General features: G+C 42.4%; 15 protein-coding genes and 1 riboswitch. Of the genes, 14 read left to right on the top strand and 1 reads right to left on the bottom strand.

The window, feature by feature from the left end:
- From GX756_04985 to obgE, 8 genes are all read left to right on the top strand, one after another.
- Window positions 1-270: Gfo/Idh/MocA family oxidoreductase (locus GX756_04985; GenBank protein ID NLC17217.1), on the top strand; the 270-nt coding region annotated here is incomplete at its 5' end.
- On the top strand, window positions 249-923 hold the full coding sequence (locus GX756_04980) for a Gfo/Idh/MocA family oxidoreductase (GenBank protein ID NLC17216.1): 675 nt from the start codon (window positions 249-251) through the stop codon (window positions 921-923). The genes GX756_04985 and GX756_04980, both read left to right, overlap by 22 nt.
- A gap of 48 nt (window positions 924-971) precedes the next feature.
- The gene (locus tag GX756_04975; GenBank protein ID NLC17215.1) at window positions 972-1,280 is read left to right on the top strand and encodes an MGMT family protein; all 309 of its coding nucleotides are present in this window, start codon (window positions 972-974) and stop codon (window positions 1,278-1,280) included.
- A gap of 105 nt (window positions 1,281-1,385) precedes the next feature.
- Entirely contained in the window at window positions 1,386-2,375 is a 990-nt protein-coding gene (locus GX756_04970; GenBank protein ID NLC17214.1) for an NAD-dependent epimerase/dehydratase family protein, read from the top strand.
- A gap of 52 nt (window positions 2,376-2,427) precedes the next feature.
- Window positions 2,428-3,087, top strand: a complete 660-nt coding sequence (nth, locus tag GX756_04965) for an endonuclease III (GenBank protein NLC17213.1) — start codon at window positions 2,428-2,430, stop codon at window positions 3,085-3,087.
- Window positions 3,041-3,877, top strand: a complete 837-nt coding sequence (locus GX756_04960; GenBank protein ID NLC17212.1) for a sulfide/dihydroorotate dehydrogenase-like FAD/NAD-binding protein — start codon at window positions 3,041-3,043, stop codon at window positions 3,875-3,877. The genes nth and GX756_04960 overlap by 47 nt, the downstream gene beginning before the upstream one ends.
- A gap of 10 nt (window positions 3,878-3,887) precedes the next feature.
- Window positions 3,888-5,270 carry an NADPH-dependent glutamate synthase gene (gene gltA / locus GX756_04955; GenBank protein NLC17211.1) on the top strand — a complete coding sequence of 461 codons (1,383 nt, stop codon included), beginning with the start codon at window positions 3,888-3,890 and terminating at the stop codon, window positions 5,268-5,270.
- Between the two features lie 29 nt (window positions 5,271-5,299).
- The gene (gene obgE / locus GX756_04950) at window positions 5,300-6,559 is read left to right on the top strand and encodes a GTPase ObgE (protein ID NLC17210.1); all 1,260 of its coding nucleotides are present in this window, start codon (window positions 5,300-5,302) and stop codon (window positions 6,557-6,559) included.
- Window positions 6,560-6,561: 2 nt separating this feature from the next.
- Here the strand turns inward: obgE and GX756_04945 are convergent, their stop codons facing one another.
- On the bottom strand, window positions 6,562-7,365 hold the full coding sequence (locus GX756_04945) for a hypothetical protein (GenBank protein NLC17209.1): 804 nt from the start codon (window positions 7,363-7,365) through the stop codon (window positions 6,562-6,564).
- Between the two features lie 93 nt (window positions 7,366-7,458).
- Here GX756_04945 and nadD point away from each other — a divergent pair, with 93 nt between their 5' ends.
- From nadD to GX756_04915, 6 genes are all read left to right on the top strand, one after another.
- On the top strand, window positions 7,459-8,601 hold the full coding sequence (gene nadD / locus GX756_04940) for a nicotinate (nicotinamide) nucleotide adenylyltransferase (protein ID NLC17208.1): 1,143 nt from the start codon (window positions 7,459-7,461) through the stop codon (window positions 8,599-8,601).
- Window positions 8,591-8,941 carry a ribosome silencing factor gene (gene rsfS, locus GX756_04935; protein ID NLC17207.1) on the top strand — a complete coding sequence of 117 codons (351 nt, stop codon included), beginning with the start codon at window positions 8,591-8,593 and terminating at the stop codon, window positions 8,939-8,941. Before nadD ends, rsfS begins: the two co-directional genes overlap by 11 nt.
- 17 nt (window positions 8,942-8,958) lie before the next feature.
- Complete coding sequence (locus GX756_04930; protein NLC17206.1) at window positions 8,959-9,882, top strand: phosphatase PAP2 family protein; 924 nt, start codon at window positions 8,959-8,961, stop codon at window positions 9,880-9,882.
- Window positions 9,883-9,908: 26 nt separating this feature from the next.
- Entirely contained in the window at window positions 9,909-10,058 is a 150-nt protein-coding gene (locus tag GX756_04925) for a hypothetical protein (protein ID NLC17205.1), read from the top strand.
- A complete protein-coding gene (deoC, locus tag GX756_04920) occupies window positions 9,998-10,756 on the top strand; it encodes a deoxyribose-phosphate aldolase (GenBank protein ID NLC17204.1) in 759 nt (252 codons plus the stop codon). Before GX756_04925 ends, deoC begins: the two co-directional genes overlap by 61 nt.
- A gap of 70 nt (window positions 10,757-10,826) precedes the next feature.
- Window positions 10,827-10,957: riboswitch (FMN riboswitch) on the top strand.
- A gap of 81 nt (window positions 10,958-11,038) precedes the next feature.
- Window positions 11,039-11,674 (top strand): ECF transporter S component, encoded by a 636-nt coding sequence (locus tag GX756_04915; protein NLC17203.1) that lies wholly within the window; start codon window positions 11,039-11,041, stop codon window positions 11,672-11,674.
- Window positions 11,675-11,775 lie beyond the last annotated feature (101 nt).

Below are 11,775 nucleotides of genomic sequence, written 5' to 3'. Positions count from 1 at the left end.
GTCTTCGGCACGGGCAGAATGGCCGCGACATTTTTGAATGTGTTAAAACAATCCCAAAAACAAATAACGGCTGTTGTATCGTCGGATTTTAAAAGGGCTCAAAATTTTGCCTTAAAACACGGCATCCAGAATTTTTATTCTTATGAAAATATAGATTTTGACAAATTTGATATCGCCTATATCGCCACGGTCAACAAGCGCCATATGCCTGACAGCCTTATGTGCTTGCAAAAAGGCAAATCGGTTTTATGCGAAAAGCCAATGCCATAAATATGGACGAGTTGCAAGCTATGACCGCCGCTGCGAAAGAAAACAACGCTTTATTGGCGGAGGCTTTATGGACGGCTTATTTGCCCGCCATTCATAAGACAAAAGAGCTTATCAATGACGGGGCGATCGGCAAGGTTGTATCTTTGGATTGCCGCTTTTGCATAAATATCCCAAGGTCGGTATCCAGGCTGTATGACCAAAACGGCGGAGGCGCGTTGCTGGATATAGGCATTTATAACATGTTTTTGGCAAGGTTGGTTTTGGGCGATTTTACCGTAATAAAAACCTTAATAAAACGCGACCCTCAAGGCATAGATTTGGTTGATAAAATTGTTTTAGAAAACATACAAGGAGCGAAGGCCAGTCTAATTAGCAGCATCAAGAAAAAGATTCCGAATATAAAAGCCGTTATTTTAGGCGAAAAGGGCAAAATAATCCTTCCTTATTATATAGGCGCGGATAAAGTCATTTTGAAAACAAAAGGCCAGGCCAAAACATTCTCTTTCCCGCACAAAATCAACGGCTATGAGTATGAGATAGAGTATTTTGAGCAATTACAACAAAATAACCAAAAACAGAGCCCGATTTTCAGCTTAAAAGACTCTCAAGAGTTGTTAAAGGTAATACAAAACATTTTAAAAAACTTAAAATAAGATATAAAAACAATAGATAATAAAGTTAAAAACCAAGGTAAAAAGTCTATGGCAAATTTTTTCCAAAGAGTATACGAAGCGGTCAAAAAAATCCCAAAAGGCAAGGTTTGCACATACGGCGTTATCGCGTTTATGGCGGGCAGCCCGCGCGCAAGCAGGGTGGTGGGATACGCTTTGCATCATAACCCTGACCCTGAAAATATCCCGTGCCACCGCGTAGTCAATTGCCATGGCAAACTCGCCCCTAGTTTTGCCTTTGGGGGCGAGCAAATCCAAAAAAAACTTTTAGAAAGCGAGGGCGTCAAGGTAAGCGATGACGGTTATGTGGACTTAAAAACCTATATGGATTGGCTGTAAAAGAAATCGCCTTTAATCTTTTATAGCCTTTTTAGTTTTATTGTCATTAGCGCCGTTTGGTGCTATACTTTATTGTGTTTTTATTATATATTTTTTGGGGTTAATATGGTATTAGTCACAGGCGCCAGAGGTCATATCGGCAATACTTTGGTATATGAATTGTCCAAAATTTTTCCAAAGGACCGTCTAAAAATCTTGGTCCGAAGTCCAAAAGGCATTGACCATATTAAAGACCTTGTTTCCCAAGTAGTAATAGGCGATATCAAAAAATATCAAGACGCGCAAAAAGCGGTTGAGGGCCGCCAATATGTGTTTCATACCGCGGGCGTTATAAGCTTGGGCAAAAAACTAACCCAAGAATTATACCAGACCAATGTGCTGGGCGTCCGCAATGTTATTGACGCTTGCCTAAAACACGGCGTAAAAAGGCTTATCTTTGCCAATAGCGTGGAAGCGCTAAAAACGCCCAAAACGGGCAAAATCATTGAAGATGTTGAAACCGGTATCAATAACGTAAAAGGCGCTTACGCCAAGACCAAGGTTTTGGCAAGCCAAGAGATAGACAGAGGCAGGCAACGCGGGCTTGATATCGTAAGCGTTTTTCCTTCCGCGGTAATCGGTCCTAGGGATTATAGAGTTTCGTATTCCCGCAAGATTATTTCTTATTACCAGTCCAAGATTTTTTTGAAATTTTACTTCAAAGGTTCGTATAACTTTGTGGATGTTAGGGATGTCGCGGCGGCAATGATAAGCGCCATGGACAGCCCATACGGCAATCAAGACTATATCATAGCCAACCAAAAAAAAGACATAAAAGAAATAGCCAAATTAATAGGCAAATTTTCAAACACAAAAAGTATTTACATAAGGTTGCCTTTATTCTTGATGTATATTTTTGGTTTTTTGGCTAATGGATTATTTAAAATATTCGGCAAAAGCTGCGCTTTTAATCCTTACAGCATTTCCATATTGCAACGCAATTGTGATTTTGATATCCAAAAAGCAGTCAATCAGCTAGGCTTTCAGCCGAGAGATTTAACGCAAACCATTAAAGACACGGTCGCTTGGCTTCAAGACAATAAGGGCAAGCCTTAAGTAAAAATACTTGCAAACCTTTCAAGATGTGATAGAATTAAAAGAATAAAAAATGGACGAAAGAACCGCGCGGATTATAAAAAAATTAAAGGATTGTTACGGCGCGCCCGATACCGCTTTGCGTTACAACAACGAGTTTGAGTTGCTTGTCGCGGTAATACTAAGCGCCCAATGCACGGACGAGCGGGTCAATAAAATAACGCCCGCCGTTTTTAAAGAATACGGCACGCCCGAAAAGATGGCGCGCGCTGACGAAGAAAACCTAAAAAAACTCATATATTCTTGCGGTTTTTATAACGCCAAAGCAAAAAATCTAATCAAAGCTTCCAAAGATATAGTCTATAAATTTGGCGGCAAGGTGCCAAAGACCCAAGAAGAACTGATGAGCTTGTCGGGCGTGGGCAGGAAGACCGCCAATGTTTTGCGGGCGGTCGCTTTTGGCGAGCAGGCAATGCCCGTGGACACCCATGTTTTTAGAGTTTCGCACAGGTTGGGTCTTAGCGACGCCCCTACGCCCGAAAAGACCGAAATGGATTTGGTAAGGCTTATAGAAAACCAGCAGTTGACCATATCCCACCATTTGTTTATCGTCCACGGTAGAAAGACTTGCCATGCCAAAAGACCCAAATGCGAAGATTGCTGCGTAAAGGAGTTTTGTGTTTTTTATGAGCAAAATATTGTCAAAACGGAAACTAGCCGAGAATATATTTGAATTTGTTTTTGAAGCGCCTAAAGTCGTAAAACACGCCAAGGCTGGACAATTTGTAATTTTACGCGCGGATGAAAAAGGCGAAAGAGTTCCGTTTTCCATATGCGATTTTGACAAGCAAAAGGGAACATTGACCTTGCTTATTCAAGTGGTGGGCGGCACGACCTATAAACTATCGCGTCTTAACGCGGGCGACAGCGTATGCGATATAGTAGGCCCCTTGGGCGAGGCTTCGCGTTTGGATATATACTCAAACCCCGTCTTAGTGGGCGGCGGCATAGGCTGCGCCGATGTTTTTCCGCAGGCGAAGATGTTTAAATCTATCTCAAAGCCTTGCGATGTGATAATCGGAGCGCGCAACAAAGATCTGATTTTGTATGAAGAGGAGTTCAAAAGCGTCGCCAAGAATTTATATCTTACTACGGACGACGGCAGCTATGCAAGGAAAGGCTTTGTGACCGATACGTTAAAAGACCTTATAGAACAGGGCAAAAATTACGATTTGGTGTTTGCCGTGGGACCGATACCAATGATGAAAGCCGTTTGCGCCCTTACCAAAACGCATAACATTAAGACAATTGTAAGTATGAACACATTGATGGTAGACGGCACGGGCATGTGCGGGTGCTGTCGCGTTACGGTAGGCGGACAGATAAAATACGCGTGCGTGGACGGGCCTGAGTTTGACGGGCATTTGGTTGATTGGGACGAGGCTATCAACCGTTCCAAGACATATTTGGATTACGAACGGGAACACCTATGCCGTCTTAAAGGGCAAAAAAGGCAATTATAGGAGAGCATTTATGGTAAAACGCGAGCGACAAAAACAAAAAGAAAAAGACCCGTTGGAAAGAATCAAAACTTTTGAGGAAGTCAGTTGTCCTTTTGACGACCAAACGGCGATATTAGAAGCGGAAAGATGTCTGCAATGCAAAAACGCGCCCTGTATCAAAGGCTGCCCGGTCAATATTGACATACCCGCCTTTATCAAGCAATTGACCTTGAAAAACCAAAAAGGCGCTATTGATATAATAAAGCAAACCAATAACTTGCCCGGCGTGTGCGGCAGGGTATGCCCCCAGGAAGAACAATGCGAAAAAAACTGCATAAGAAAAAGAGTGGACGGTCAAGCCGTGGCGATAGGGGCGCTGGAGCGATATACAGCCGATTACGCGCTAAAGCATTTTGACGATACGCCGGCCGTTCCCAAAGAAAAAATCGGCAAAGTGGCGGTAATCGGGGCGGGCCCCGCGGGACTTACGGCCGCGGCAGACTTGGCGCTAGGAGGAGCCGAAGTAACTATTTACGAGGCTTTTCACAAAGCGGGCGGCGTGCTGATATACGGCATACCTGAGTTTAGATTGCACAAAGTCTTAGTCCAAAAAGAAATAGACAAAGTTTTGGGCCTAGGCGTAAAGCTAGAGCTTAACACGGTAGTGGGCAAAACCATAACAATGGAAGAAATCTTACAAGAATACGACGCCGTATTTATAGGCAGCGGAGCGGGGTTGCCCAAGTTTTTGGGCATCGAGGGCGAAAACCTAAACGGCGTGTTTTCAGCCAACGAATACTTAACGAGGGTCAATCTTATGAAAGCCTACGACCCCGATTATGACACGCCTGTTTGGCGGGGCAATAAGGTCGTTGTGTTGGGCGGCGGCAATGTGGCTATGGACGCCGCGAGAACGGCGCTGAGATTGGGCGCCCAGGAAGTTTATGTCGTTTATCGCCGTTCCAAACAAGAGATGCCCTGTCGGGCCGAAGAAGCCGAGCACGCCCTGGAAGAAGGCGTCAAGTTTGAGCTTTTGTCCCAGCCCGTAAGGATTTTGGGCCAAGACGGCAAAGTTACGGGCATAGAATGCCTAAAATGCGAATTGACCGAACCCGACGAGACGGGCAGGCGGCGACCCGTTGAAATTGAAGGCACTAATTATATAATAGAATGCGACACGGTGATTGTGGCGATAGGCACAAGCCCTAATCCGCTGCTGGCAAACAGCTATCAAGCCTTAAAGACTACCAATAAAGGCGCGCTGATTGTAGACGAAAACAGCATGACCACCGTTAAAAACGTCTATGCGGGCGGCGATGCCGTGACGGGCGCGGCAACGGTTATTTTGGCTATGGGCGCGGGCAAAAAAGCCGCCGAACAAATAATCAAAAAACTCCAAGAAAAAACTAAATAAAAAAGCGAATAAATATAACTAGGAAAGCTATGTTTATAGATCAAGCTACAATAGTAATCAAAGCTGGAAATGGAGGCGACGGCAAAGTATCCTTTTTTACCGCGCGCTATGTTCCCGACGGCGGGCCGGACGGAGGCGATGGCGGCAAAGGCGGGGATATAATATTTGTCGCGGACAAAAACCTAAATACGCTTTTGGATTTTAAGTATAATAGGCATTTCCGCGCCGAAAACGGAAAAAACGGCGAAACCAACAAAAAAACGGGCAAGAGCGGCCAAGACTTAATAATAAAAGTGCCCATGGGCACAATTATCAAAAACCAAGAAGGCAAGATTGTCGCCGACCTTGTTTATGACGGTCAAAGAAAGGTATTGCTAAAAGGCGGGCGCGGCGGAAGAGGCAACGCCAAGTTCGCCACGTCAAGAAGACGTGCGCCCCGTTTCGCCCAGCGCGGGGAAATAACCAAGGAATACGTTGTCACATTGGAGCTAAAACTCATCGCCGATGTGGGCATAATAGGCTATCCCAATGTAGGCAAGTCCACCCTTTTGTCCGTTATATCGCAAGCCAAGCCCAAGATAGCCGATTATCCTTTTACAACATTGTCGCCTTCTTTGGGCGTGGTCAGATATCAAGATTATTTCTTTGTCGCCGCGGACATCCCCGGCATTATAGAGGGCGCGGCGCAAGGCGCGGGATTGGGCCATCAATTTTTAAGGCACATAGAGCGCACTAGGCTGCTGCTTCATGTTGTGGACATATCCGAGATAGAGGGCAGGAACGCCGTTGACGACTATAATATAGTCAACCAAGAACTCAAAAATTTTTTGGACAAACTGGCCGATTTGCCTCAAATAGTGGTGTTAAACAAAGCCGATATCTTGCAAGACCAAACCAAAGTGGAACAATTCAAAAAAGCGACCAATTTAGATGACGCGGTATTGATTTCGGCCGCGACAAGACAGGGCATAAACAGGCTTTTGGCGATAACGGCGGACAAACTAAAAAAATTGCCCGTTCCCGATTTGCAATTTGAGCCCGAGGCTGAATTAGAGGATTTGGAAGACAACGCTTTCCAAGTGGAAGTTTTGGAAAAAGGATATTATGTCGTTAGCGGCAAGATGATAGAAAACCTTGCGCGCAATGTGGTGTTGAGCGAGCCCGATTCCTTGGCGTATTTTCAGCGCGCGCTAAAAGAGCTTGGCATTGACCAAGCCCTAAAAGAAAAAGGCATCCAAAACGGCGATACCGTCTTAATGCTGGATACCGAATTTGAATGGTTTGATTAAGTTTACAAAAGTTTTTCTTTTTCTTGGACGAATTTAAAATCTTTCATAGCGACCAGCGCCATAATCATCATTATAGTCGCGGCTATGCGGTAATAAATATAATACCTTACAAAAAAGCTTGAAAACAATAACAATAATGACCCTAAAAAATAGCCCTTTACTCTTTTTCTGGACAACGCGATAGCGGCTAGTTCTTTTAGTTTTAAGCTTTTTGGGAATTTATTTATTTTTAGATTTATTTCGGGATACATATTATATCTTTTCATCAACTCATACACCGCATTGTCGTCTAAGATTGTTATCTGAACGCCGTCTATGCAAGCGGCAAAGCTATAAGCGTTTGCGTTCGCGCCGTTGCATAATATTAAGATTTTTTTGGCGTAAAACTCTTTGCTGTCTTTTATGGCGTCTATGATATTATTGGGCGCGAGCTTAGATGTTGAAAACTTCAAAAAAACGGCCATATTTAAATTGTCTTTTTTAATAATAAGGCATGATTTTTGCGCGGTTACATCGTACTGAATGGACAACAACTTGCCAAAAAATTCCAAATTTTGAGCCGCGGTATTAAGACATAACTGGTTCATTATTTGTTCTTTTTTGGCTTTGTCCGTAGCGGATTCTTTGGGCTTGTCTTTTTTAAAAATTATGTCAAAGACAATTATCAAGACCGCCATAACAATAGCTGTATATAATATGGATAACGACCAGCTTTTAGCGTAATATTTTATCCATATAAATATAATAAGCGCCGCTAAGCATCTTGCGAACAAATAATCCAGAAACCGCGATATCTTATTACTCATATATAAATATCCTTTTTTCCTAATTATTGACAATTTTTCTAATAATAAACAAAAGACCTTTTCAAAAAAGAGCAAAGATAGTATAATAAAACCGTGAGACTTATAATTTTTGGCGGGACATTTGACCCTCCGCACTACGGGCATATAGAACTTATAAGTTCATTAAATTTTTCAAATGACGACAAGGTAATTATTTTGCCAAATTATATTCCGCCGCACAAAAGCGCCGACGCCTCGCCCGAGGACAGGCTGAATATGTGCAGGCTTGCTTTTCCGGATTTGGAAGTTAGCGACTATGAGATAAAAAAAGGCGGGCCAAGTTACACCTATCAAACATTGCAATTTTTCCAAAAAGAGTATTTTCTTAATCGCGACAATTTGATATATATTATCGGCGCGGACAGCATGAAAGACTTAAAAACTTGGGGGCATCCGCGTAAATTAAGCCGCCTTGCCACTTTTTTGGTGTTTAGACGCCCCCATTATAATAATGTCGCGCAGGACATAAAAGAATTCCAAGATTTATACGGCGGCAATTTTATTTTATCAGATATTATAGGACAAGACATTTCCTCTACCGAAATCAGGGTAAGAAACGCCTTTGACCAAGCGCGCGATTATGTCCCCGAGGGCGTTTTTGAATATATCAAGCAAAAAGGGCTATACAATAAATATCGCGCAATTACGGATAAGTATTCGCAATTCGGGCTTTCCCAAAAACGCATTGACCATACTTTGTCCGTAACGCTAACGGCCCTAAAACTCGCATATGTATATGGAGCCGATTCTGAAAAGGTTATTTTGGCGGCGCTTTTGCACGACATAGGAAAAAATCTTAATCTAAAAAGAGCTTACGAACTGGGCCTTAGTATTTCTTACCAAACAATAGAACTGCCCGCAATTTGTCGGCACGCGGACTTTGGTTATGAAATTGCCAAAACTTTTTTTGGCATAAAAGACGAAGAAATCCTAAACGCCATAAAGTATCATACCACGGGCAGGCCGGGAATGACTTTGCTGGAAAAGATAATTTTCTTAGCGGATTATTTTGAGCCGACCCGCGCGACGCCGGGACTTGATAAAATAGTCCAAACCGCCCGAACAAATATAGACCAAGCGGTAGAGTTAGCCCTAAAAAACACTTTAAATTTCCTAAAACAAAACAATTATGAAATAGCGCCTATTACTATAAGCGCTTACGAATATTATCAAAAGGAGAACAAAATTGGAATCTAAAGATTTAGCGTTGGAGATTTGCCGAATTTTAAGCTCCAAAAAAGCTAATGATATTACCATGATCAATGTCAACCATTTGACCATTATTGCGGACTATTTTGTGATAGCGTCCGCGACCTCCAATACGGCTGTCAAGGCGTTGGCTCAAGAATTGGAAAAACAGCTTGAAGAAAAACATGCCCGCAGCCCGTTAAGAAGCGAAGGGCTTCAAGAGGGCAGATGGGTGGCTATGGACTACGGCGAAGTTATTGTGCATATTTTTTACGAGGATACCCGCAAGTTTTATCAATTGGAAAGGCTTTGGACCGACGGGGAAAATGTGACCATATTTCAAGAATAATTTTTTAAGGATTTATAATGAGTTGGGAAATCAATATTATAAGGGCGCTTCAAAAATTATCCAATCCCTTTTTTGACGCGTTATTTTTGAACATTACCAAGCTAGGCGAGGAAATAGCATTCTTGGCCGTAACGGTTGCAATATTATGGTGCTATGACAAAAGATTTGGCTTGTTTATGGGGCTTAATTTTTTGATGGCGTCTTTTACGGTCAATATTTTGAAAAATGTCATCAAAAGGCCCAGGCCGTTTTCTCATGACGCGGCAATCAGCATAGGCGCGCCTACGCACGGATATTCTTTTCCTAGCGGACACACCCAAAGCGCGGCCTCTATTTATACGACTTTGGGCATCCATTTCGGGGTAAGAAAAAAGCGATACTGGTTTTTGGCGCTTATGCTGTTGGTTGTGGTTTTGGTCGGGCTTTCTAGGGTATATCTTGGACAGCATTACCTGACGGATGTATTGGCGGGCTTTTTTATAGGCGCTATTTTTTCCGTTTTGACGTATTGCCTTTTTTCCATACTCAAAGACAAAGAAGAATATTGGGCGCTGATTATCATACCCCTAGCCATAATCTTAATGCTGATCTTTAACAGCGAGCAAGCGCACAAAGATTTTTTCGTGGCCGGCGGCGTTTCCATTTCGGTAGCCATTGGATACTTTTTGGAAAAAAGGTATATAGGCTATGATGTAAGGCAAGAATTATGGTGGGTTCAAATCCTAAAAGTTATCTTTGGCGCGGCTATAGCTCTTTTGATAAAAGAGGGCTTTAAGCCTTTATTTGAGATTTGGGGCTTGGGATTATACTTAGGTTCGTTTATCAGATATTTTTTGGTAGGCATTTGGTGCAGCTTTGGCGCTATGGCGGCGTTCAAATACGGCATCGGCGCGGTTAAAAAATTAATAGACAACAAAAAATATAAACAAGAACAACCTTAACAACTCAAAAGATAAGGAGATAACTAATGACGCAATACAAAGACTCAAAAGATATTTTGGAGATTTTGGATTCCACTTTGCTTCGTCCCGATGTCGTTGACGAGGATATCCAAAGCTGTGCGAAGACGCCAAAAAATACGAATTCGCCGCGGTCATTGTCAACCCTTTGCAAATAAAAAAGGCCAAAAAACTCTTGCACGGCTCGCCCGTAAAGGTAGGGACGGTCGTCGCCTTTCCTTTGGGCGAAGAATTTACCGGCATAAAGGTCAAGCAAATAAAAAAAGCCATAAGAGCGGGCGCGCAAGATGTGGATGTGGTCGCACCCATATCGCAAATAAAACAGGGCAATTGGGATTATGTCTATAAAGAACTCAAAAAAGTAAAAAGAGCGGCCTTAGGCAAAACGGTCAAGATTATTATAGAAACTAATTTATTAACCCAGGAAGAAATATCGCGCGTTGTGGAACTTTGCGTTCGCGCGGGCGTAAGGTTTATCAAAACATGCACGGGATACTTTGGTCCGGCCGATATTGATTCCGTCAAGCTTATCCTAAAAACCATCAAAAGCGCCCAAAAACGCGAGAGTATCTTAGGCGTTGACAAAGACCAAAACATCGTAGAGGTCAAAGCCAGCGGCGGCATAAAAACCTTGGAACAAGCATATGAGTTTTATAATTTGGGCGTAAAAAGAATAGGCACATCATCGGCCGCCCAAATCGCCGAGCAAGCGCTTGATAATTTGGCAGGGCAAGAAAAAGCCGAAGAAGAAGCCATAGATATTTTGGACAAGGATATGAAAGATTTGGCCCAGCCAAAAGACGCCAATATATCGGAAAACTTGGAAGAGCCCGAATCTAAGAGCGAAGAAGATTAAAAATATATATTGTAACCATTTGCATATGCGCCGAATATATGATATTATAGTAACATCATAAAATAAAAATATGTGTCTTCGGGGCGGGGTGAAAGTCCCCACCGGCGGTTAAAGTCCGCTACAACAATCTAAAAATAGATTGTTCTGAACAGGCGAAATTCCTGTACCGACGGTAACAGTCCGGATGGGAGAAAGACCATTATAATTTAAGAATAATGGACGCCCTATTTTATCAAAAATAGGGTTTTTTAAATCCCCCGTTTAGACCAAAAAGGAGGAAAAATGTCCAAAAACAAATTCTTCAACACTTATAACTTAGTGTTTATCGCGATTATGACCGCGTTGAGTTTGGTCTTGTCGGAGTTTCCCAAAATTCCTATTTTCTTTTTGAAAGTGGATTTTTCGGACGTGCCCATTATTTTCTCGGCTGTTCATATACATCCGTTGGCGGGCGTGTTTATCGCGTTGGTCAAAAATTTGGTAGGCTTAGCTTCCACTTCCACTATGTTTGTGGGCGAGCTTTCCAACTTTATCTTGTCTTGCGCGTATTGCTTGGTCGCATCGTTAGTGTTTTATTACTCAAAGCGAACCAAGCTCAAGATTGCAATCTCAAGCGTAATAGCCGTTTTCGCGGCGACAGCGATGGCGCTGGCGACCAATTACTTTATAATGATACCTCTTTACATAAAGCTATACGGCTTGAGCGTATTGCAAGGCTATTCTAAAGCGGGATTTATCTTTTCTATTATATTGCCATTCAATTTGATTAAATTCGGGTTAGAAACAGCGGTATTTTTGGGTTTGTATTTTGGGTTGTATAAAGTCTTGCACAAACTAAAGCCCGAATGCCGAAAACAAAACGCGAAAGACCAAACCCATATTGATATTGATATTGACATTAATATAAAAGAGGTTTAAATAAGAAAAGATGATATAAAAAAAGGTCTTAATTAATTAAGACCTTTTTTAATTTTTATATCTCCAAATCATCAATGCCCTCAAACTGCATATTATAGTAT

It is taken from the genome of Clostridiales bacterium (genome assembly GCA_012512255.1).
Classification (GTDB): domain Bacteria; phylum Bacillota; class Clostridia; order Christensenellales; family DUVY01; genus DUVY01.
Note: the sequence above shows the minus strand (reverse complement) of the source record. Positions and strands in the feature narration are given on the sequence as shown.